This is a genomic window from Silicimonas lutimaris, from assembly GCF_047314965.1.
In the GTDB taxonomy this organism is placed as follows: domain Bacteria; phylum Pseudomonadota; class Alphaproteobacteria; order Rhodobacterales; family Rhodobacteraceae; genus JAVJUV01.
The window spans coordinates 17,224-38,681 of the sequence record NZ_JBLBVK010000022.1 but is presented as its reverse complement, the minus strand read 5'-3'; the positions used below and the strand labels follow the sequence as shown (position 1 = coordinate 38,681).

Annotated in this window: 25 protein-coding genes and 1 other RNA gene; 17 read left to right on the top strand and 9 right to left on the bottom strand. The window is 61.7% G+C overall.

Translation table 11 applies throughout. The features are described from left to right. Positions 1-94: 94 nt before the first annotated feature. Positions 95-1,705 (bottom strand): peptide chain release factor 3, encoded by a 1,611-nt coding sequence (locus ACKLNI_RS01245; RefSeq protein WP_413717172.1) that lies wholly within the window; start codon positions 1,703-1,705, stop codon positions 95-97. Positions 1,706-1,999: 294 nt separating this feature from the next. Here ACKLNI_RS01245 and ACKLNI_RS01240 point away from each other — a divergent pair, with 294 nt between their 5' ends. The 5 genes from ACKLNI_RS01240 (at position 2,000) to ACKLNI_RS01220 (ending at position 6,169) form a co-directional block, all read left to right on the top strand. Beyond that, positions 2,000-2,476 carry a hypothetical protein gene (locus ACKLNI_RS01240; protein ID WP_413717171.1) on the top strand — a complete coding sequence of 159 codons (477 nt, stop codon included), beginning with the start codon at positions 2,000-2,002 and terminating at the stop codon, positions 2,474-2,476. 132 nt (positions 2,477-2,608) lie between these two features. Beyond that, positions 2,609-3,181 carry a HupA family protein gene (locus tag ACKLNI_RS01235; RefSeq protein ID WP_413717170.1) on the top strand — a complete coding sequence of 191 codons (573 nt, stop codon included), beginning with the start codon at positions 2,609-2,611 and terminating at the stop codon, positions 3,179-3,181. A 97-nt stretch (positions 3,182-3,278) separates the two neighbouring features. Next, entirely contained in the window at positions 3,279-4,058 is a 780-nt protein-coding gene (locus tag ACKLNI_RS01230) for an SDR family oxidoreductase (RefSeq protein ID WP_413717169.1), read from the top strand. Positions 4,059-4,142: 84 nt separating this feature from the next. Further along, the gene (locus tag ACKLNI_RS01225) at positions 4,143-4,826 is read left to right on the top strand and encodes a hypothetical protein (protein ID WP_413717168.1); all 684 of its coding nucleotides are present in this window, start codon (positions 4,143-4,145) and stop codon (positions 4,824-4,826) included. Positions 4,827-5,086: 260 nt separating this feature from the next. Beyond that, complete coding sequence (locus ACKLNI_RS01220; protein WP_413717167.1) at positions 5,087-6,169, top strand: ABC transporter ATP-binding protein; 1,083 nt, start codon at positions 5,087-5,089, stop codon at positions 6,167-6,169. 6 nt (positions 6,170-6,175) lie between these two features. Here ACKLNI_RS01220 and ACKLNI_RS01215 read toward each other — a convergent pair whose 3' ends face one another. Together ACKLNI_RS01215 and ACKLNI_RS01210 are read right to left on the bottom strand one after the other, a co-directional pair. Next, positions 6,176-6,850 (bottom strand): helix-turn-helix transcriptional regulator, encoded by a 675-nt coding sequence (locus tag ACKLNI_RS01215; RefSeq protein WP_413717166.1) that lies wholly within the window; start codon positions 6,848-6,850, stop codon positions 6,176-6,178. Positions 6,851-6,854: 4 nt separating this feature from the next. Continuing rightward, positions 6,855-7,229 carry a hypothetical protein gene (locus tag ACKLNI_RS01210; protein ID WP_413717165.1) on the bottom strand — a complete coding sequence of 125 codons (375 nt, stop codon included), beginning with the start codon at positions 7,227-7,229 and terminating at the stop codon, positions 6,855-6,857. Positions 7,230-7,423: 194 nt separating this feature from the next. Between ACKLNI_RS01210 and ACKLNI_RS01205 the strand changes: the two genes are divergently transcribed. The 5 genes from ACKLNI_RS01205 to ACKLNI_RS01185 all read left to right on the top strand — a co-directional run bounded on the left by ACKLNI_RS01205 (position 7,424) and on the right by ACKLNI_RS01185 (position 10,444). Beyond that, on the top strand, positions 7,424-7,648 hold the full coding sequence (locus tag ACKLNI_RS01205; RefSeq protein WP_413717164.1) for a twin-arginine translocase TatA/TatE family subunit: 225 nt from the start codon (positions 7,424-7,426) through the stop codon (positions 7,646-7,648). Positions 7,649-7,667: 19 nt separating this feature from the next. Next, entirely contained in the window at positions 7,668-8,141 is a 474-nt protein-coding gene (gene tatB, locus ACKLNI_RS01200; protein ID WP_413717163.1) for a Sec-independent protein translocase protein TatB, read from the top strand. After that, complete coding sequence (gene tatC, locus ACKLNI_RS01195; protein WP_413717162.1) at positions 8,138-9,094, top strand: twin-arginine translocase subunit TatC; 957 nt, start codon at positions 8,138-8,140, stop codon at positions 9,092-9,094. Before tatB ends, tatC begins: the two co-directional genes overlap by 4 nt. Continuing rightward, positions 9,094-9,927, top strand: coding sequence for an ATP-binding protein (locus ACKLNI_RS01190; RefSeq protein ID WP_413717161.1), 834 nt, complete (start codon positions 9,094-9,096; stop codon positions 9,925-9,927). The genes tatC and ACKLNI_RS01190 overlap by 1 nt, the downstream gene beginning before the upstream one ends. Before the next feature lie 88 nt (positions 9,928-10,015). Continuing rightward, positions 10,016-10,444 carry a cytochrome c gene (locus ACKLNI_RS01185; protein ID WP_413717160.1) on the top strand — a complete coding sequence of 143 codons (429 nt, stop codon included), beginning with the start codon at positions 10,016-10,018 and terminating at the stop codon, positions 10,442-10,444. Between the two features lie 6 nt (positions 10,445-10,450). Here ACKLNI_RS01185 and ACKLNI_RS01180 read toward each other — a convergent pair whose 3' ends face one another. The 3 genes from ACKLNI_RS01180 to ACKLNI_RS01170 all read right to left on the bottom strand — a co-directional run bounded on the left by ACKLNI_RS01180 (position 10,451) and on the right by ACKLNI_RS01170 (position 12,660). Further along, a complete protein-coding gene (locus tag ACKLNI_RS01180) occupies positions 10,451-10,921 on the bottom strand; it encodes an SspB family protein (protein WP_413717159.1) in 471 nt (156 codons plus the stop codon). Positions 10,922-10,998: 77 nt separating this feature from the next. Continuing rightward, positions 10,999-12,249, bottom strand: coding sequence for a chromate efflux transporter (gene chrA / locus ACKLNI_RS01175; protein ID WP_413717158.1), 1,251 nt, complete (start codon positions 12,247-12,249; stop codon positions 10,999-11,001). 66 nt (positions 12,250-12,315) lie between these two features. Then, a complete protein-coding gene (locus ACKLNI_RS01170; protein WP_413717157.1) occupies positions 12,316-12,660 on the bottom strand; it encodes an antibiotic biosynthesis monooxygenase family protein in 345 nt (114 codons plus the stop codon). Positions 12,661-12,787: 127 nt separating this feature from the next. On the opposite strand from ACKLNI_RS01170, the gene ACKLNI_RS01165 reads away from it, so the two are divergent. Further along, positions 12,788-13,252 carry a GFA family protein gene (locus ACKLNI_RS01165; protein WP_413717173.1) on the top strand — a complete coding sequence of 155 codons (465 nt, stop codon included), beginning with the start codon at positions 12,788-12,790 and terminating at the stop codon, positions 13,250-13,252. Positions 13,253-13,299: 47 nt separating this feature from the next. Here ACKLNI_RS01165 and ssrA read toward each other — a convergent pair. Then, positions 13,300-13,650, bottom strand: a transfer-messenger RNA (tmRNA) gene (gene ssrA / locus ACKLNI_RS01160). A 279-nt stretch (positions 13,651-13,929) separates the two neighbouring features. Between ssrA and ACKLNI_RS01155 the strand changes: the two genes are divergently transcribed. Next, complete coding sequence (locus tag ACKLNI_RS01155) at positions 13,930-15,060, top strand: hypothetical protein (protein ID WP_413717156.1); 1,131 nt, start codon at positions 13,930-13,932, stop codon at positions 15,058-15,060. 87 nt (positions 15,061-15,147) lie between these two features. Continuing rightward, positions 15,148-16,134 carry an acryloyl-CoA reductase gene (gene acuI / locus ACKLNI_RS01150; RefSeq protein ID WP_413717155.1) on the top strand — a complete coding sequence of 329 codons (987 nt, stop codon included), beginning with the start codon at positions 15,148-15,150 and terminating at the stop codon, positions 16,132-16,134. 7 nt (positions 16,135-16,141) lie between these two features. Here acuI and ACKLNI_RS01145 read toward each other — a convergent pair whose 3' ends face one another. Continuing rightward, the gene (locus ACKLNI_RS01145) at positions 16,142-17,218 is read right to left on the bottom strand and encodes a cytochrome b (protein ID WP_413717154.1); all 1,077 of its coding nucleotides are present in this window, start codon (positions 17,216-17,218) and stop codon (positions 16,142-16,144) included. Between the two features lie 103 nt (positions 17,219-17,321). Between ACKLNI_RS01145 and fabD the strand changes: the two genes are divergently transcribed. From fabD to ACKLNI_RS01125, 4 genes are all read left to right on the top strand, one after another. Next, positions 17,322-18,260, top strand: coding sequence for an ACP S-malonyltransferase (gene fabD / locus ACKLNI_RS01140; RefSeq protein WP_413717153.1), 939 nt, complete (start codon positions 17,322-17,324; stop codon positions 18,258-18,260). A 65-nt stretch (positions 18,261-18,325) separates the two neighbouring features. Continuing rightward, positions 18,326-19,063, top strand: a complete 738-nt coding sequence (gene fabG / locus ACKLNI_RS01135) for a 3-oxoacyl-[acyl-carrier-protein] reductase (RefSeq protein ID WP_413717152.1) — start codon at positions 18,326-18,328, stop codon at positions 19,061-19,063. Positions 19,064-19,223: 160 nt separating this feature from the next. Beyond that, on the top strand, positions 19,224-19,457 hold the full coding sequence (locus ACKLNI_RS01130; protein ID WP_350158895.1) for an acyl carrier protein: 234 nt from the start codon (positions 19,224-19,226) through the stop codon (positions 19,455-19,457). 116 nt (positions 19,458-19,573) lie between these two features. Beyond that, on the top strand, positions 19,574-20,506 hold the full coding sequence (locus ACKLNI_RS01125) for an arginase family protein (protein ID WP_413717151.1): 933 nt from the start codon (positions 19,574-19,576) through the stop codon (positions 20,504-20,506). Here the strand turns inward: ACKLNI_RS01125 and ACKLNI_RS01120 are convergent. Then, on the bottom strand, positions 20,451-21,332 hold the full coding sequence (locus ACKLNI_RS01120) for a PilZ domain-containing protein (RefSeq protein ID WP_413717150.1): 882 nt from the start codon (positions 21,330-21,332) through the stop codon (positions 20,451-20,453). The two genes, ACKLNI_RS01125 and ACKLNI_RS01120, sit on opposite strands and share 56 nt — an antisense overlap. Positions 21,333-21,458 lie beyond the last annotated feature (126 nt).

The following is a 21,458-nucleotide window of genomic DNA, read 5'->3' as shown; positions in this document are numbered from 1 at the left end:
GGGGGAGCTCGGAAGAGAGGGGCGCTTCCCCTCACGCTCCCCGCCGTATTGGGGCCAGAAAGAAAGGAAAGTTTGAGTCAGATAGTCCGGAAGGTCACGCGACCTGCATTTCCTTCGTCGCCGACAGCGTCAGTTCGGGATAGTCGCGCACGATCCGGTCGATATCCCACTGCAGGCGCGTCAGGTAGACGATGTCGCCGTCATTGTCGTGGGCGATATGGCCCTTGTTGGCGGCGACGAATTTCTCGACCTTGTCCTTGGGCCCCGTCACCCAGCGGGCGGAGGTGAATTGCGACGGCTCGAAACGGACAGGCAGGCCGTATTCGAGTTCGATCCGGCTGGCGAGCACCTCGAACTGGAGCTGACCCACAACGCCGACGATGAAGCCCGAGCCGAGGGTGGGTTTGAAGACCTTTGCGGCGCCTTCCTCGGCGAATTGCATCAGCGCCTTGTCGAGATGCTTGGCCTTCATCGGGTCACCCGCGCGGCAGTTCTGCAGGAGTTCCGGAGCGAAGGACGGGATGCCGGTGACGCGCAAGGCCTCGCCCTCGGTCAGCGTGTCGCCGATGCGAAGCTGGCCGTGGTTCGGGATGCCGATGATGTCTCCGGCCCAGGCCTCTTCGGCGAGTTCGCGGTCGGCGGCGAGGAAGAGAACAGGGTTCGAGATGGCCATCGGCTTCTTCGAGCGGACATGGGTCAGCTTCATGCCGCGCTGGAAATGGCCCGAGGCGAGCCGGACGAAGGCCACGCGGTCGCGGTGTTTCGGGTCCATGTTGGCCTGGACCTTGAAGACAAAGCCCGCGACCTTGTCCTCGTCCGGCGAAACCTGGCGCGGTTCGGCGGATTGCGGCTGTGGCTCGGGGCCGTAGTCACCGATGCCGTCCATCAGTTCTTTCACACCGAAGGAGTTGATGGCGGAGCCGAACCAGATCGGCGTCATGGTGCCGTCGAGGAAGGCCTGCCGGTCGAAGGCAGGCAGAAGCTCGCGCGCCATCTCGATGTCTTCACGGAGCTTTTCCAGAAGATGGGCGGGAACGTGGTCGGCCAGTTTCGGATCGTCGAGGCCCTGGATCTTGATCGTCTCGGCTCGCTTGTTGCGGTCGGCGCGTTCCATAAGTTCGAGCCGGTCGTGCAGCATGTCGTAGCTGCCGATGAAGTCGCGTCCCATGCCGATGGGCCAGGACGCGGGCGTCACGTCGATGGCGAGGTTTTCCTGGATTTCGTCGATGATCTCGAAGGTGTCGCGGCTTTCGCGATCCATCTTATTACAGAAGGTCAGGATCGGCAGGTCGCGGAGGCGGCAGACCTCGAAGAGTTTCTGGGTCTGGGATTCCACGCCTTTCGCGCCGTCGATGACCATGATGGCCGCGTCCACAGCCGTAAGCGTGCGGTAGGTGTCCTCGGAGAAATCCGAGTGGCCGGGTGTGTCGACGAGGTTGAAGCGGTACTTGCCGTAATCGAAGGACATGGCCGAGGCCGAGACGGAAATGCCCCGGTCCTTTTCCATCTGCATGAAGTCCGAGCGCGTCCGACGCGCCTCGCCCTTGGCGCGCACCTGTCCGGCCATCTGGATGGCGCCGCCGTAAAGCAGGAACTTTTCGGTCAGCGTCGTCTTGCCCGCGTCGGGATGCGAGATGATGGCAAAGGTCCGTCTCCGGGCGATTTCCGGCGGGAGAGGAGCGGTATTCGAGGATCGGTCCAACATGGGCGCGCATATAACCGCGACCGGGGCCGGGCGGAAGAGGCGAGCGCGATCATTCCTTCGGTTCCTTCATGCTCGTGTTGCGCTGGCAAACCGAGCCGGATCGGGTTTGTTGATCTGCATCAACAAAAAACATCCATATCCTGCCAAGCTTCTGGGGCGTGGGAACATCCCAGGGGAGGGAAGACGATGCGAGGCAAGGCAATCAAGGTACTAGCGTTTTCGGCATGCGCCGGGCTTGCGGGGTGTGGCGGCGGAAGTAATGGCTTCTCAAGCGCGGTTAATGCTTATGATGCTATGGCGAACGAATTTGCCATGGCAGGTTACGATGTGACCCCAGTGGCTGATATTCCGGCACCAACTGTTCCGCCGGCTACCTATGACGGGTACATCGTGATGGATGTCGGTTTTGACGTTTATCGGGAAAGCTATGCCGGCGCAGCGCAGATGACTGCTGATTTCGCGTCAAACACCGTCGGTGGTACCGCAAGTGCGCTTTACGATACCGCTGGACGGCCTGTGGCCGGAGTATTGACGATGAACGGGGGCACAATAGATCGATTTGCGGATCCCGTTACAGAATGGCAGATCAACTCCGGTTTGAGTGGGACGCTGACTGACGCCGATGGGGTGGATCTGAATGTTTCATCGACGATGGACGGCGATTTCCTCGGGCCCAACGCGGAGGGGTACTACACGATCATCGACGGGTCGATGACGTCCATCGAATATGGCTTCGAGTTCTTGCTGGGCACGACAATTGGACAAAGGTAGCGTCTGGAAGGTGCGCCTCCGGGCGCACAGCCCTCCAACATGGAATTCCTGACATATATCAATGTGCCGGGGTGTCGAAACCGCGATGCTGCTGTCTAGGGATCGAGTGGATCCTGAACAGGGGAGGATGTCATGGCCCGGAAGGTTTTCCTGATCTCGTGCTGTATTCTGGCGGCGGCGTGTTCGGACAAGAAGACAACGCCCTACACGGTGGCAGCCGACGGATATGCCGCGATCGCGGGCGATTTTGCCGAGGCGGGATACGAGGTCACTCCGGTCGGGGACATACCGACCGAGAATTCGGCCGTGTACGATGGTTATATCATTCTGGACGCTGGCTCGATCTGGCTGCGCGAAAGCTATGCCGGAGAGATGACGCTGGAGGCACAATTCGATGCCAATACCGTCAGCGGGTCGGCGGATAATTTGTATGATCGTTCCGGCGCTCCGGTTGCCGGCAGCCTTGTGATAGGTGGCGGTGTGATCGACCGCGCGTCTCCTTCCGCTGGCGGGGGGCAGATCACGGCGGACCTTGATGGCCTGCTGACGGACTCGAAAGGCGTCGACCTGACGGTGGACACCGAGATGGTCGGGGATTTCTATGGTCCGGATGCCGAGGGCTTCCTTGCGCTGATCAACGGTACGATGAGTTCGCCGGAGCACGGGGTCGAGGATCTGACCGGTCGCAGTATCGGAGTGAAATAGGCGCGCGAGGTCAGAAGATCTGACCAATTCTCCGTTGCCCTCGGGCGTCAGCCTGCTAGGTGTCCCCCAAGCGGAGCAACCGGGAGAAATCTGAGCAATGGATCTGGGTATCAGGGGCAAGCGGGCGCTGGTCTGCGCGTCGTCGAAGGGGCTGGGGCGCGGCTGTGCCGAGGCTTTGGCCGAGGCGGGTGTTGATCTTGTCATGAATGCGCGGGGCGCCGAGGCGCTGGAAGCGGCGGCGGCGGAGATCCGGTCCAGGTACGGGGTCGAGGTCACGGCGGTTGCGGCGGACATCACCTCGGACGAGGGTCGCGCCAAGGTTCTCGAGGCCGCTGGTGCGGTCGATATCCTGGTGAACAACGCGGGCGGTCCGCCTCCGGGGATGTGGACGGACTGGGACCGCGAGGATTTCATCAAGGCTCTGGATGCGAACATGCTGACCCCGATCGCGCTGATCAAGGCGCTGGTTCCGGGGATGATGGAGCGCGGCTGGGGCCGGGTGGTGAACATCACCTCGCAATCGGTGAAGGCGCCCATCCCGGCGCTTGGCCTGTCGAACTCGGCGCGGGCCGGGCTGACCGGATACGTGGCGGGCACGTCGCGGCAGGTAGCGGGCAAGGGTGTGACGATCAACAACATGCTCCCGGGCATTCACGCGACAGACCGCGCCGACGCGCTGGACAAGGGCGTGGCCGCCCGCGAGGGCATCACGCTGGAGGAAGCGCGGGCACGGCGCGAGGCCTCGCTGCCGGTGGGCCGCTATGGCACGTCGGAGGAATTCGGGGCGACCTGCGCGTTCCTCTGTTCTCAACATGCCGGGTTCATCGTCGGGCAGAACATCCTGCTGGACGGCGGTGGGGTAAATTCCACACTTTAGGAACTTACTGTTTCCGGACGAGTTTTAACTTGCTATCGGGCAAGTATTGATGCGTTCTGTAGCATGTTATCGAGGGGGCTCTTCATGCGTTATACGTCTATCATTCCTGTTTTCCTGGTTCTTTCTGCCTGCGGTGGCGGCGGAGGAGGCGGTTTCATTCCCGGACCTCAAGCGTTTACGGATATCGTGAACGAATATGCGGCGCTTGAGGCTGCAGCTGGTGCGGACAGTGTAAAGACCCCGGTGAATACGGGTGCCGTTTCGGGCACTCAGACCACAATTCCGGCCTCGCCTGCGAACTATAGCGGTTTCATCGTGATCGACTCCAACCCGGGAGGTCTTGGGGATGTTCACTACAGCCGGATTGAGCTTCAGGCGGACTTCAACACCAACACGTTGACGACGCGGAATGAGATCAATCAGCAGTTCTGGTATTATGACGAAGTGGCCGGAGGCGCGGATGCGGTTCAGGTGGGCGGAAGCGTCAATGTCTCGACGAATGTCGGCGGTATAAGTTTCGATGATCCGACTTCTTCGTTCCAAGAAGGTTTCGCACTTAATGCTTCCGGCTCGGTTGAGTTGAATGGCGGACTATCCCAGGACATCACCGCTGCCGATATGGAAGGCATCTTCGCGGGAGACTCCGTTGCTTGTGGATCGACGACAGGCAATTGTGCGGGCAACCTGACTTATTTCGGAGCGGTCGGGACGCTGACGTTCGACGGATCAGGAGACATTGCGACACGCATTCTCACCGATCTGGACTGACAAAAGCGCGTAGCAGAGGCGTTTAGTCCTTTGAGTTTCAACGCCCGGCTTAGGCCGGGCGTTTCGCTTTACGGCTGGGGCGCCGGAACCAGGGAACCGGAGCTTCGCTTTTCTTCGTTGGGTCGCGAGACAGCGCGCTCTCCGTCTGGCCCATCCCTACGGACGTGCGGCAAAGCGGCAGACTTGCGAGCCGGGCGCGAGGTTGCTATCCCGCCTGAGATAATCCCGAGTTCTTCTCTCGGGATTGAAGGGCGGACGGTGTGACGAATACCACGAAAGGCTTGAGCGTAGAGGGGCTGACGCGCCGTTTCGGCGGACGCGAAGTGGTGTCCGATGTCTCGCTGGCCATCGCGCCCGGGCAGGTGACCTGTCTTCTGGGGCCGTCCGGTTGCGGCAAGTCGACAACGCTGCGGATCATCGCCGGAGTGGACCGGCAGGACACCGGGCGGGTTCTGGTCGATGGCCGTGTGATGTCGGATGAGCGGGTCTTTCTGCCGCCTGAAGCGCGCCATATCGGGCTGATGTTCCAGGATTTCGCCCTGTTTCCCCATATGAGCGTCGCCGACAACGTGGCCTTCGGCCTGTCGGGCACGAAGGCCGAGAAGCGCCGCCGCGCCGAGGAGATGCTGGAGCGGGTGCATCTGGAGGGCTTCGCCGATGCGCATCCGCACGAATTGTCAGGCGGCGAGCAGCAGCGCGTGGCGCTGGCGCGGGCGATTGCGCCGAAACCGCATATCATGCTGATGGACGAACCATTCTCGGGTCTGGACAACCGGCTGCGCGACGGCATCCGCGACGAGACGCTGGAGATCCTGAAGGAAGAGGGTGCGGCAGTTCTGCTGGTGACCCATGAGCCGGACGAGGCCATGCGCATGGCCGACGAGATCGCGCTGATGCGCGAGGGCCGGATCATCCAGCGTGGCGCGCCCTACAATGTCTATAACGCGCCGGTGGATCGGCGCGCCGCGGCTTTCTTCAGCGATATCAACGTGATCGATGGCGTGGTTCATGGTGCTTTGACCGATACGCCCTTCGGAGCCTTCCTGGCGCCGGGGGTGCCGGACGGCACCGAGGTGGAGATCGTGATCCGCCCGCAGCACCTGCGGATCGATTTCGACCGCGACGGGCGCGGACCCAATCCGACGATCGAGGACGGCACGCCGGCGCGCGCTACGGTCGTGCGGTCGCGTTTCATGGGCTCGGAGAGCCTTGTGGAATTCCGGATGGAGCACGATGGCTCGGCGCTGAAAGCCAGCGTGCCTTCGGTGTTTCTGCCGAAGCCCGGCACTGCGCTGTGGCTGATGATCCGGCGTGGACGTTGCTTTGTCTTTCCGAAGACCTGACCGCCTTCAGTCCATTTGTGCGAGATAGTCGCCAAGCGTCTTGCCGGGTTCCTCCTCGAAGGTCTCGAAGCTGACGTCGAGCGTGCGTATGCGGTCGACCCGGAAGACGCGGAAGTCGTTTCTGAGTTCGCACCACGACGTCAGCGTCCAGACACGGCCCCAGTATTCCATCTGCAAGGGACGCACACGGCGGCGGGTTTCAGGCTCGTCGGGGGCGGCATAGGTGATATCGACCTTGCGGCGGGACCGGATCGCGGCGCGAAGAGGCGCCATGTGAACAAAGCCGCGCGCGGCCTCGGCGAACGGATAGACCGCGAAGCCCCAACCTGTCGCGGGGGCTGCACGGTCTTCGGGCAGGACCGCGTCGACCTTGTCGGAGAGTGTCTTTGCGGCGCGCTGAAGTTCCGGGTCGGCGGCCTTGGTGACGACGGCGAGACCGAGGTGAAGCGCCTCGAGTTCGGTCAGGGTCAGGTTCAGCGGGGGCAGCGTGATTGGCGCGGTCATCATGTAGCCGAGACCGCGTTCGCCCTCGACGGGGATGCCCGACGCGATGAGCGTGTCCATGTCCCTGTAGAGGGTGCGGAGCGATATCTCCAAACGCTCCGCAAGGTCTTTGCCGCGATGCAACCGCCCGTCGCGCAGGATCTGGATCAGCTCGAACAGGCGGTCCGTGCGGCGCATGGCGTCACTCCATCCGCCAGAGAATGGATGCGTGGCGCATGGCGACGCTGTCGGGATCGATCATCATCATGAAAGGGTGGAAGGACGGTTCGGACATGACCGCCTCGGCGGCAGCGAGCGCGGCGTCGTGAGATGTCCATTCGACCACGTCCGTCCAGAGGCCGTCGGCATCAACAGTCAGGAAGCGCCGGGTGAGCGCGCCCCGGTCGCGCAGTGCCGCCTCGGTCCCGCGCGCGGCGTCGAGGAAGGCGGCGGAATCGGTGCCGGGCATGAGGCGGAAGGTGACGATCTCGAGGACCGGGGTGGCGGTGCCGGAGGCACGGGCGGCGTCGGGTGCGGCGAAGGCGAGGGCGGCGACAAATGCGGTCAGCAGTTTCATGGGTATCTCCGTGATTCGGGCTTCTGGTGACCTCGTCATAAATGACCCCAACTGACATTAACCTGTCAGTTGATTTTGCGCATGCGAAAATTGCCCTTGTTTCTCAATATGCCCCTCAAGTCTTTCGGAATTGGTGCTTTTCTATTGCGGGGGAAGTGCCTACATAGCAGGTCGGATTTCACGGAGAGACTCTCATGGGACTTGGACAAATCGGCCTTCCCGGCCTTCTTCTGATCGCCATCGTCGTGCTGGTCCTTTTCGGGCGCGGCAAGATCTCGTCGCTGATGGGCGAGGTTGGCAAGGGCATCACCGCCTTCAAGAAGGGTGTCGACGAGGGCAAGAAAGAGATCGAGGACGAAGCTTCGGCCGTTGCGAAGGACGTGACGCCGTCAGAGGACAAGGACAAGGACAAGGCCTGAGGGCCTGTTCAGGTAAAACATGGACTTTGGCTGGAGCGAACTTCTGGTCATCGGGATCGTGGCGTTGATCGTCGTCGGACCGAAAGACCTTCCGGGCATGTTCCGGCAGTTTGGCAAGTTCACTGCCAAGCTGAGGCGCATGGCGCGCGACTTTCAGCGCGCGATGGAAGATGCCGCCGATGAGGCCGGGGTTAAGGAGACCGCGGCCAATCTGAAAAAGATGACCTCCGCCAAGGAGATGGGGTTGGACGCTGTCAAGGATGCCGCCAAAGGCTGGGATCCGACGAAGCCTTCCGAGAAGGCTAAGGACATCGGGCCCGAGACAGCCAAGCTGTCGGAAGAGCGCGCCGAACAGGCGAAGAAGATCCAGGAGTATACAGCCAAGAAGGCCCAGGAACGGCTGGACAAAGAAAAGACAGCCGCCGCAGAAGCTGCCACGCCAGGAGAGACGCCTTCAGAGGCGCCTGCGCCGAAATCGGGTGAGCCGACATGAGTCCGACGGACGATGAGATCGAGGACAGCTCAGCGCCGCTGATCGAGCATCTGGCCGAATTGCGTACCCGGTTGATCCGCTCGGTCATCGCGCTCTTGATCGGGATCAGCGTGTTCTTCATTCCGATCCAGGGCGATTTCATTGCCGAGCATGTGCTTGAGTTCTTGCTGCGCCCGATCGAGCAGTCGTTGCGCGCCTTGGGCGATCCGTCGCCGACTCTACAGTACACGAGCCCGCAGGAATACCTGTTCACGCTCTTCCGGATTTCAATGGTCTTCGGGTTTGCCTTGTCGTTCCCGGTGATCGGCTATCAGTTGTGGCGTTTCGTGGCGCCGGGCCTCTACCGCTCCGAGAAAAACGCCTTTCTGCCGTTTCTGGTCGCATCGCCCCTGATGTTCCTGCTGGGCGCCTCATTCGCCCATTTCGTGGTGACACCTCTGGCGATGTCGTTCTTCCTGGGTTTCGCGGATGTCAGTTCCATCTTCGCGAACCTCTTGTCCGGAGCTGCCGAAGACCTGCCTGACAGCGCCGCGGTTGTGCCGGAGACCAGCGAGGGGCTGAAGATCACGTTCTTCGGCAAGGTGAACGAGTCGCTGAGCATCTCGCTGACGTTCATCATCGCCTTCGGGCTTTGCTTTCAGCTTCCCGTCTTGCTGACGCTGATGGGGAAGGCCGGGCTTGTTTCTGCGCGCGGCTTGGCCGATGTGCGCAAATACGCGATCGTGGGCATTCTGGTGCTGGCCGCACTGGTGACGCCGCCGGATGTGGTGACGCAACTTATTCTCTTCACGGCAGTCTACGGGCTTTACGAAATCTCGATCCAGCTGGTGAAGCGAGTTGAGAAGAAGCGGGTTCAGAAGCTGCGCGAGGAAGGCATCCTTGGCGAGGATGAGGATCTGTACTCGGAGTTCGAAGAGGATGACGAGGATGGCGAGAAGGACGCGAAGGCCTGATGAAGGCGAAAAAGCGTATAGCGGCTGCGCTGGAACGGATGTCTCCAGCGCCTCTCGAGGCCCCTGATTTCGGACAGGCGGACGCTTTCGTCTGGCATGTTTCCCCCGACCGCCTTGATCCGGTTGCCAAGGTGAATCGGGTGGAGATCGGCCTGTTGGTCGGGATCGACCGGTCGCGCGACACGCTTCTGGAGAACACGCGCCAGTTCGCAAGGGGGCTGCCGGCCAACAACGCGCTTCTCTGGGGAGCGCGGGGCATGGGAAAGTCGTCGCTGGTCAAGGCGGCGCATGCGGCGGTTCGGGCCGAAGGTCTTGACTGCAAGATCGTCGAGATCCAGCGCGAGGACCTGCCGTCGGTGGGACGTCTGCTCAATATCCTGCGCGCGAGCGACGCGCGTTTCATTCTCTTCTGCGATGACCTGTCGTTCAGCCATGACGACCAGCACTACAAGAGTCTCAAGGCGGTTCTGGACGGCGGGATCGAGGGGCGTCCGGACAATGTCCTCTTTTACGCGACCTCCAACCGTCGCCATCTGATGCCGCGGGACATGATCGAAAACGAACGTTCCAGTGCGATCAACCCCTCGGAAGCGGTCGAGGAGAAGGTCTCGCTGAGTGACAGGTTCGGATTGTGGCTGGGCTTCCATCCGTGTACTCAGGACGAGTACCTGTCCATGATACGCGGGTATTGCGACGTTCACGGCGTCGATATCGATGATGATACTCTGCGGGCCGAAGCCATCGAATGGCAGGCCACACGGGGTGCCCGGTCGGGCCGGGTTGCATGGCAGTTTTTCACCGATCTTGCTGGCCGTAAGGGTGTGCGCCTTTAACTTGTGACTAGACTGGCGCGTTGGCGGAGGTTCCGCCGGGGTAGCCGCACCAGACTCCTTGAAGCGATGGAAAATGAGATATTTGGGGATGTTTGCCGGCGTTTGCGCCGTACTAGCTGCGTTTTCGGTCATGGCAAATGACGTAGCCACCGACCCGCAGGTCAGGGCCCGTATTTACGTGATGAAAATGCTTGGAGAGCAGGCAGGTAAGCTTGATGTCGTTGTGGCGAGCGAAGCGTCCTACGACCCTGGCGTCGCCCGGACGGTGGTCGCTGAAATCGGCGAGTTGGCGCGACAGGTTCCCTTGCTCTTCAAGGATGAAAAGACAGACCACCACTCACGGGCGTCGGCGGAAATCTGGGAGTATTTCGAGGATTTCAGCCGTATCTCGATCGGACTTGCGGATATGGCTGACGAAGCCAGCACAGGTCTCGCGACGCTTCAGGACGCCACTGACCTGAGCGAACGCGTTCAGAGCTACTGCGAGGCCTGTCACGATCGTTTCGTGACCCCCTAGGGACCGCTATTTTCGGAACTTGTCGAGACTGACGATTTCAGCGTCACCGCTTTTTGGCGCGGACTCCGTTTCCGTGGTCTCGACGGGGGTTGGTTCAACTCCGTCGTCGCCCCTGTCGTCGTCTTCCTGAGTTTCGAAACGAAGCCCGAACTCGACCGAAGGGTCGACGAACGTGCGGATGGAATCGTACGGGATATAGAGCGGTTCAGGGTTGTCGCCGAAGTTGAGGGTGACGGAGAACCCGTCGTCGGTGACGTCGAGATTGTCGAACCAGTGCTGCATCACCACGGTCATCTCTTCGGGATAGCGATCCGACAACCAGTCGGCCATTTCGACATCCGGGTGCATCGTGTCGAAGGTGATGAAGAAATGATGCTGCCCGGGCAGTCCATGCTTGGCCACGTCCGCGAGGACCTCCTGGATGAGGCCACGCATGGCGCGGTGCATCAGGGTGCCGTAATCGATGCTGCGAGTCATCCCATCTCCGTCGTGGATGCTCACACCATATAAGATTCGATGGTGAAGGGAAGGTGACTGCTGGAGGTTTGTGAAACTCACGGAATCCAGCTTGAAACCAGCGCAGCGGTGGCGCCGAATGCCAGAGTTCGTTCCAGCGATTGCTTTCCGATCGTCATCAGCACGAGTGCGCCGAGTGCAATGACGGAGGGGAGGATCTGGAGCGAGGAAAGTTCCGGCGCAATCAGCTGAACCGGGCCCATACGAAACTCGCCCAAGTTTCCGAAGAAAACGTGCGCGGAGAACCATAGGGACAGGTTGAGGATGACGCCGACGACCGCGGCGGTGATTGCCTTCAATGCCGCGGAAAGCCGGGGCATGTGGGTGAGCCGCTCGATGTATGGGGCGCCGGCGAAGATCCACAGGAAGCATGGAACGAACGTGACCCAGAGCGTCACAAGCGCGGCGGCGAAGGCAAGTGCCATTCCACCGGCGGCATAACCGGCGATGAAGCCCACGAATTCGGTGACGAGGATCAGGGGGCCGGGAGTGGTTTCTGCCAGCCCGAGACCGTCGATCATCTGCGCCGTGGTCAGCCAGTTTTTCGTCATGACGACCTCCTGGGTCATGTAGGCCAGCACCGCGTAGGCGCCACCGAAGGTGACAACAGCGAGACGTGAGAAAAACAGCGCGAGATCCGTCAGGAAGGTTGCGCCCGATGCCCAGAGAGCCAGGATCGGCGCGATCCAAAGCGACAGCCAGATGGCGATCGTCCGGAGCGTCCCTTCGACCCGTGGCGCGGGCGGAGCCGGGGGGCCGGACCGTGCTGCGAGATACCCGAGGGCAGCGGCGGCGGCGATGATCAGTGGGAAGGGCAGGTGGAGATCGAAGATCGCCGCGAAGGACAGGCCGGCGATGGCCCAGTAGAACGGCGAACTCAGGGCCTTGCGGGCGACCCGGAGAAGCGCTTCGAGAACGATGACCACGATCACCGCCTTGATGCCGATGAAGAGAGTGGCGACCAGTGGCACGTCACCGAACAAGGCGTAGATCGTCGCAAGAAGAGCGATGACCGCCGCTCCGGGCAGGACGAAGAGCAGCCCTGCCAGCAGGCCGCCGGAGGTGCCGCGCAGTTTCCATCCCGCGAAGGTGGCGAGTTGCATCGCCTCGGGGCCGGGAAGGAGCATGGTGAAAGAGAGTGCGTTGAGAAAGGTCCGTTCGTCGAGCCAGCCTTTTTCCTCGACCAGAACCTTGTGCATCAGGGCGATCTGGGCGGCCGGTCCGCCAAAGGAGAGGATGCCGATGCGACCGAAGCTGCGGAACATGTCACCAAGGGTTGGGGCGATCATCGGCTCTGTTCCTTTTGCGACAAGTCGCCCGAGTGGCCATTTGTGGGTGTCTGCGTTCTTGCTGGGTTAGCCGTGAATTTCACGGCTGTCCGCGGGGGCCTCGTCTCTTTCGTTCATCCCGTAGTCGCGGATGATCGCGGCGACACGAAGCCGATAATCGTCGAACATTCGACTGCGGCCAACTCTTTGCGCGCTTCGGTGCTGGGCCAGGGTGCGCCAGGACTCGAGGGCCGCTTCGTCGCGCCAGAAGGACAGGGAGAGAAGTTTCCCCGGTGTCGTCAGAGACTGGAATCGCTCGACCGATATGAAACCGTCGATCGATTCCGCGAGAGGGCGCATTTCGGCGGCCATGTCGAGATAAGGGTCGGTCATTCCCTCTTTGGGTGTAACTTCGAAGATGACGGCTATCATTTGCGGTTCCCCTTTTTTGGCTCAGAGGATGGGAAATCGCGGGGCGACGCAAGCGGGTTACGGGTGGTGGTCTGCCGGATTAGGTTAGGGGGAAAGAGGAGGGTCTGACGTGATCGAGGTTTCGACGCTGAAGGGACGCTGCACCTGCGGAGACGTATCGTTCGAACTTTGCGCCGCGCCGATGTTCGTCCATTGCTGTCATTGCTCATGGTGCCAGCGCCAGACGGGTTCGGCATTCGCCATCAATGCACTGATCGAGGCGGGCAACGTGGTGGTGACCGCGGGAGAGCCGAAGTCCGCAACCGTTCCGTCGCCGAGCGGGAAAGGGCAGAAGATCACCCGGTGCCCCGGTTGCGGCACTGCGCTTTGGAGCACTTATGCCGGGATGGGTGACGCCGTTGCCTTCGTCCGTGTAGGAGCTCTGGAAGAGCCGGCCCTGTGCCCGCCGGATATCCATATTTTCACCGCATCCAAGCTGCCCTGGGTGGAACTGCCCGTCGGGGTGCCGGTGTGCGAGGGGTATTACAGGATGTCGGAACAATGGCCGGAAGAGAGTATCCGGCGGTTCAAGGCCGCGCGCGAGGCGACTTGATGGCGGACCTTCTCCGGCCTCAATGCACTCAGGTGGGGGAATGTTTAGGTGCCGGATTCTGTTGCCAGGCTCCGGCAGGCCCCGCCTTAAGCTGCTAAGCCCAAGGACTTGGATTTCGGTATTCCGCACTGCTTACGCAGCGAGGGCAACCGGAGCTTTGTTGTCGTTTGCAACTAGCTTATGTGCGCCGATAACGGTGGCTTCCAGCCGAGACAAAGCAAAACCCCTTTAGACGTCCGTCGATCCTATTTCGGCCCCGTGATCCCCAAACGAAGGATTTTGGTGGAGCCGCCGGGTACCGCCCCCGGGTCCGATCCGCTTATTACGAGCGCGTTTATGTCCATAGTTCCCGAGGGAACGGACCAGATATAGGTGAAGGTGCGCGCTTGATCAAGATTCGCCGGGCTTCGCGCTGTCCAAGGCGCCGGGTATCTCGACGCGTGCGAGGGGCAGGTGCTACGCGCGTCTGTTGTAAAATTGTAGTGGGATTTTCGTGACTGAACGATTTGTTTGCCAAAGTGGAAAAATTCTGCGCCTGACCTGCCTAATGTCTGTCAACTGCCTTAATTTCTTCACCTTTGTTTAAGATCGCAGGGGCATTGATGCTATGAATCCATTGTCGAGAAGAGGCAGGAATATTGTTTTACAATTGCAGGTTTGCGGCCCTTGCCACCGCTATGTTCGTATCTTCACCGGTGAGTGCCGAAATCGTTTATCCGCTTGGCGATGGTGATACGGCCCGATTGTCTTTCACGGCGGTTGGAAGCCTGGCCTATGAGAACCGTCCCGCGTTCACGACGCTCCCCGGTGGTACGAATGCGGGTTTCGAACGGTTTAGGCTGCAATCAACCCTTCGGCTGCAATACGCATACGCGAATATTGGCGATCCATTCTGGAGTGAAGTCAATGCGACAGGCAACGTCGAGGGCATCCGTTCGCTCGACGGTGGCGATTCCACATGGGATGTCGATGTCATGCACAGTCCCACCGGATCTTTTGGCGGTCTGAATGTCACCGTCGGATCCGGTGGGTACTATGGCTTTGTTTCCAACGGCGCCGCATCAAGCCTGGGTCCGGGCGCGGGGATTAACGGAGGGCATCCCTACGCCGTGGCGCAAACCGGGCTTTACGACACGTTTCAAAGGGTTCACGGTGATCTTGGCGGAAATGACATGTTTTCCGCATATGATCTGATCGGCGTTCTGGACTTCATCTCGGAAGACCTGGGCGGCAGCAACGAAGAGGTCTTCCTGGGCTTCGGCTATGTTACCGATAATCAGCACTATAATTTTCAAACCAGCGCCAATGGCGAGTGGGTTGCCCTGAGCTTCGGGCAAAAGCTTACCTCAACCGTTGGTCTCAATGCGGTGGTCTACGCCGTGGATTCGACGAATATAAATGGCCGCGATGTTGATGATTATGGCTATGACCTGATCATCGGGTATTCCAAAGGTCCTCTCGAATATGGCGTGCGGCTGACCGGTTATGGGCTTGGTTCCTCTCCGGTATGGAACGGGAAAGACCGCACCCGAATTCGGCTTTCGTCGTCCTATGCCATTACCGACCGGCACGCCGTCGGTTTCAACTTCGACTACGAGGATTTCCCGACTATCCAGCCCACAACAGGGGTTTATCTTCGAGATTCTACCGTAAGGCGGCTGATCGTGATGTATGGTTACCATCTCAACGACAACGCTTTCCTGACAATTCAGGGCAACTTCACGGACACGAAAGTTGACGCCGGGAGCCTTCTGGGGAACAGCCAGTTTATCTCCGAAATGAGGCTTGCATATAACTTCGTCTTCTGAGCTTGCAGAAAAGCGTCGAGACAGGTTCCGCTCTTTCCTTCCCTGGTCAAGGTGTCTAACTCTTTGATCAAATCGGGGAGAAGTCGAATGCGCGCATTGTTGGTCGAAGAGGACGATCAGGGGCAGAAATCTGCCTCGGTGAAAGAAGTCGATGAAAGCCAGATGCCGGAGGCAAATGTCACTGTCGCGGTCGAGTATTCGACTGTGAACTACAAGGACGGTCTGTGCATCGGCCCCGGCGGCGGGCTGGTGCGGACCTATCCGCATGTGCCGGGGATCGATTTCGCGGGCACGGTCGAGGTATCGTCGGATGACCGTTACAAGCCTGGCGACAAGGTCGTTCTGACAGGCTGGCGCGTCGGCGAGGCCTGGTGGGGTGGATATGCCGAGAAGGCGCGTGTGAAGGCGGACTGGCTGGTGCCGCTGCCCGAGGGGCTGACGACGCGCCAGGCGATGGCGGTGGGCACGGCCGGTTTCACCGCCATGCTGGCGGTCATGGCCTTGGAGGATCACGGCCTGAAACCGGAGAACGGCGAAGTGCTTGTGACGGGCGCGGCTGGCGGTGTTGGCTCGGTTGCCACCGCTATCCTTGCACATCTTGGCTACGAGGTGGCCGCCGTGACGGGGCGGCCGGAGACGGAAGCGTATCTGCGCGGTCTTGGTGCCTCGCGGATCGTCCCGCGCGAAGAATTGAACGAAACGGTGAAGCGTCCGCTGGAGAGCGAGACCTGGGCCGGCTGTGTCGATGCCGTAGGGGGTGCGATGCTGGCGCGCGTGCTGGGGCAGATGAAATATGGCGCCTCCGTCGCGGCGGTCGGGCTGGCCGGAGGCGCGGGTTTGCCTGCGACGGTGGTTCCCTTCCTGCTGCGCGGCGTCAACCTGTTGGGAATAGACAGCGTGATGCAGCCCTACGAGAACCGGGTGCGGGCATGGGAGCGCATCGCGAAGGACTTGCCGATGGAGAAACTGGAGGCCATGGTTCAGCCCGCAACGCTCGGTGATTTGCCGAAACTGGGTGCCGATATCCTCAAGGGCCGTGTGAAAGGCCGTGTCGTCGTTGACGTAACCGCGTGAGGAAGGGTCACTCTGCCGGGCGCCGAAAGCTAGCCTCGATATGGAGTGCGAAATCCGGAGCCGGCGGCAGGATCATGGTGGCCGCGATAACAGCCATGTCTCCCGTGCGAGAGACTTCGATCGTCGCGGACGAAACTTGCCCGCCAAGTTCCAGCTGACCGGCGGCAGTCAGGTCGGGGGCTGCGCCCGAGAGCGGCGCGCTGAATTGCGCGACAGGTATCGGAAGCGCAGCGAGAAGCGGATCGGCGTCGGGCGTCGTTGCGGAATCGAGCGCTGCGAAGATGTCGATCGTGCCCATGTCGTCATCGTCGAGGGTCAATCTGACATCTGCGGCAGGAATGTCGCCGAGGGTTTCGCCCGTGACGGCCGACCGGAGTTCTACGCGCATGTCCGTCGCGATCCATGCGACCGGCGGTTCGGGAGGTCTCGGCGCGAAGCTGGCAGCGATGCCGATGGTCGCCGCCCAGAGGCTCACGGCTATCAGAATGGCTGCGGAGTTACCGTGATGGCCTCGGCCTTTTGCAGGCGTGCCACGGGTCATGCGGGCGAGCGTGCCGTCCCGGTCGATGATTGCGTGTTTGAGCGCTCCGGCGATGTGAAGGACAATCGCGACCGCAAGGAGCTTTGTGGCCAGCCAGTGGATGGCGCCGGTGACGGCGGCGGCGTCAGCCGTGCTGGGCACAAGGGGAAGGTATTGACCGAACGGCCATCGGATCGGTGCGAGACCGGGAGCCGCGGAATGCGCGAGCCAGCCGGTCAGCGGCACAAGGACGAGCGCGATCGACAGGATGCGGTGCGTGATCCCGGCGAGATACTGCTCTGGCCGGGAGTGGCCGAGGGCATTTGGGCGGGTTTGCGTCAGGCTCCAGCCGATGCGGGTGAGGCCGATCACCAGAGCGGCGATGCCCACGGTCTTGTGGAGCGAGAAGAGCGCGAAGACGCGTTCGATGTCCGCATCGGTCACCAAGTCGGCCCGATTTGCCAGAAAACCCAACGGAAAAGCCACGAATATAAGCAGCGCCGTCAGCCAGTGCAGGATGCGGGCAATCAGGCCGTAACTGTCGTCGGTGTTTCCCAAACTCATGCGTCAAAGGATAAGACACCGAACCGGCGTTGAGGCAAGGTCCGCTTGCCGGGACGAGGCGCTCGGGATAGGACCAGTAAAAAGCGAAGAGGGAGGGGCGGCGATGAGCCTGGCATTCGTATTTCCCGGTCAGGGGGCACAGACCATAGGAATGGGAAAGGACCTGGCGGAGGCGTATCCGGCCGCGAAGGCGGTCTTCGATGAAGTGGATGATGCGCTGGGCGAAAAGCTTTCGGCTGTGATCTGGGAAGGTGAGCAGGACAGGCTGACCCTTACCGAGAATGCCCAGCCGGCGCTGATGGCGACCTCGATGGCGGCGATGCGCGCGCTGGAGGCCGAGGGCGTGGACGTGACAGCGGCCGCTTATGTGGCCGGGCATTCGCTGGGCGAGTACTCGGCGCTGTGCGCCGCCGGCGCGTTCAGCGTGGCGGACGCAGCGCGGCTCCTCCGGGTCCGGGGACTCGCAATGCAGAGCGCAGTGCCCGTGGGAGAAGGCGCGATGGCGGCAATCCTGGGTCTATCGGTCGAGGACGTGGAGAAGTTGGTCAGCGCTGCGGCCGGTGGCGAAGTCTGCCAGGTGGCGAACGAGAACGATCCCATGCAGAACGTGGTTTCGGGCAGCACCGCGGCGGTGGAGCGCGCTGTGGAACTGGCCAAGGAGGCCGGTGCGAAGCGCGCGCTGATGTTGCCGGTCTCGGCTCCGTTTCACTGTGAGCTGATGCGCCCGGCCGCCGTCGAGATGGAACGCGCGCTGGGCGAGGTCGAGATCCGGGATCCGAAGGTGCCGGTCGTGGCCAATGTTCGTGCCGAGGGCGTGAGCGATGCTGCGACGATCCGGACCTTGCTGATCGAGCAGGTGGCCGGACGGGTGCGCTGGAAATCGAGCGTGGAATGGATGGCAAGTGCGGGCGTGACCGAGTTCTGGGAAGTCGGCGCGGGCAAGGCGCTCTCGGGCATGATTCGGCGAATCGCCAAGGATGCCGGGACGCGCGCCGTCGGCAGCGCGGTGGACGTTGCCGAGGCGGCGGCATCGATGAGATAGGGGAATGCCGGGGGCGCCGCCCCCGGACCCCCGGCATATTTGAACCAAGAAGAAGGAACAGGGGCATGTTCGATCTGAGCGGGAAATCGGCGCTGGTGACCGGCGCGTCAGGCGGCATTGGCGCGGCGATCGCGAAAGCGCTGCACGGCGCGGGGGCGACGGTGGCGCTGTCGGGCACGAGGGTCGAGCCTCTCGAGGCTCTGGCCGCTGAACTGGGGGAGCGGGCGCATGTGCTGCCGTGCAACCTGTCAGACAGCGCGGCGGTGACCGAGTTGCCGAAGCAGGCGGCCGAGGCGATGGGCGCCGTCGACATTCTGGTGAACAACGCAGGCATCACTCGCGATAACCTGTTCATGCGGATGTCCGAGGATGAGTGGGACACAGTCCTGAACGTGAACCTGAAAAGCGCGATGCTTTTGTCCAAGGGTGTCATGCGCGGCATGATGAAGGCGCGGTGGGGTCGGATCGTGAATATCTCATCGGTCGTGGGCGCCACAGGCAACCCCGGCCAGGCCAATTACGCGGCCTCGAAGGCGGGGCTGGTCGGCATGTCGAAATCGCTGGCCTATGAGGTCGCGAGCCGGGGCATCACCGTGAACTGCGTCGCTCCGGGGTTCATCACGACGGCAATGACCGACAAGCTGACGGACGACCAGAAAGCCGCCATCCTGGCCCAGGTGCCAGCGGCGCGCATGGGCGATGCAGAGGAGATTGGCGCGGCGGTTTTGTACCTTGCCAGCCCCGAGGCGGGCTATGTCACCGGCGCGACGTTGCATATCAATGGCGGAATGGCCATGTTGTGACCGGGAGGGCGTGTATTCGATACCATTTGCGTTATGGAAACGATGTGGTATAGGCGCGACATCCCAGCCGGGGCGCCATTGTGGCCCGGCTGTTTTTCGTCCCGCGGGGGGCGACCAACGAAAACGGGGCGCGGACCCGAGGAACACGTGAGGAATTGACATGAGCGACATCGAAGATCGCACACGCAAGATCGTCGTCGAGCATTTGGGCGTCGAAGAGGACAAGGTTGTCGAGAACGCCTCGTTCATCGACGATCTGGGCGCGGACAGCCTTGATACCGTCGAGCTGGTTATGGCTTTCGAAGAAGAGTTCGGTATCGAAATTCCGGACGACGCCGCCGAGACGATCCAGACTTTCGGCGATGCGGTGAAGTTCATCAAGGAAGCCGCCTGATCTTCAGGCCCGCTTCCGGGTTGGCATTTTCGACGGCGCTTCCGCACGGAGGCGCCGTTTTGCTTTTTTGAACCGCTTTTCCGGCATAGGCTATGCGTTGCAAGGGAGGAACTGGCATGGGCGGTCTTGGTCGGATGTTCGGCGCGCGGGACGTGGACACGTTCATGGGCGTGCCCAAGTGCCGAGACTTGTCGCGGCTGAAGGCGAAGGTCTCCATTCTCGGCGCGGATTGTGCGACGCCCTACCGTACGGCGGGAGCGTATTGCGCGGGCGGGCCGCAGGCCATTCGCGCAGGCGCTGCGGATTTCGCAGCGAATCTCGGTCATGTGAATTTCGATCTGGGCGGTGTGGGCTGGCCGGAGGACGCCGTCTGGGACGCGGGTGACCTGGAGCAGGACGCCGAGGACGCGGCCGGCAACAGGGCGCGGATTTTCGGAGGCGTCAGCCAATGCCTGGACCGCGGCGCGATTCCCCTTCTTCTGGGAGGAGACGATTCGGTCACGATCCCGGCGCTGGAGGCGTTCGGTGCGCGCGGTACCTACACGATCCTTCAGGTCGACGCGCATATCGACTGGCGGGACGAGGTGCAGGAGGAGCAGCTTGGCCTGTCGTCGGTGATGCGGCGCGCGTCCGAGATGGAACATATCGGGCGGATCGTCCAGGTCGGCCAACGCGGGGTTGGTTCCGCGCGCCCCGGTGACTTGAAGGCCGCCATCGACTGGGGTGTCGAATTCGTGCCTGGGGGAGAGGTCGCGCGGGATGGCGTGGCGCGTGCCGTGGATCTCGTGCCGGCACGATCGGATGTCATCGTCTGTTTCGACTTCGATGCTCTGGACCCATCGATCATGCCGGCGGTGATCGCCCGTACCGCAGGCGGTTTGCGCTACTGGCAGGCGCTTGAGCTTCTGGCCGGCGTGGCCTCGAAGGCGCGCATTCGGGGACTTGTGTTCACCGAGTTCATGGCCGAGCGCGATATCGACGGGATGGGTGCCGCTACCGCAGCGCAGCTTCTGATCTCGACGCTGGGGCTTGTTTGTCGCCAGAACTGAGGGAACCGAGCGCGACAAGCTGGTTGTGTGTGTCTTTGGACAGTTGCGCATTGAACAGAAGTCCTGCGTAGAAGTTGTTCCGCCAGGCTACAGAGGCGGGCAGGGTGAATTGACCGATGCGCAGGCTGACCAGTGCGCCGGTCCGGGGCGCGTTCCGAAGCGCGACCTTCATGCCGCCGCGCGAGATGTCGAATACCTCGACCTTTTCCTGGTGTCCGTTCGCGAGCGTTGAGGTGGCCTGCAGCCTTACCGGCGTGCGCGGAAGGCGTGGAAGCTTGCGCCGGCGAAACGGGCGACTTCGGCGCAGTGCTGCGACGGCAGCGAGCAGGGCCGCTATTCCGGCGAAGATCGCAGGGTCTTTCCAGAACGCTTCTTGGAGGCTTCCCGTTCGTGGTGCATTCTCGGCAGTCGTGACATCGGCCGTCTGCCCCCTGGTCCATGTGACATGGCATCCGGTCCCGACGATGATTTCTGCCATCCAGTCCGCGTTCGAGACATGGTCTTCGTGTAGGTCACCGTCGTTTGTCGCAACGGCACGCGCGATCTCGGCGGCATCTTTGAGGATGTGTCGCAGGAGCGCCTCGTCGGGAGGTGTTCGAGAGTCAGCGAGATCGGCTGCAATGGCGGCAGGATCGGCGGCAGGAAGAAGTAGCGCCAGCAGTGAAACGGCGGCCTGTTGGCGTAGCTCTCCCGTTTCCTTGGCGAGGGCCACATAGGCGTCGTGGATCGCGGCGAGGGAGGTTGCTGCGGCGCATGGGTCCGCCTTGCCAGGAAACGGGGCAGAGCAAAGGGCGATTGCCAAACTTATCCGGAGCCGACGCTGCATGCGCCAGTTTACCTTTGGTCGGCTGACCGCTTGGTTAACGGGCGGGAAGGTGCCGCCTCAGATTGCGCCTTGGAGGAGGCGCGTGTATGTCTTTCGGGCAAAAGTCACCGCAAAGAGGGATTGGGC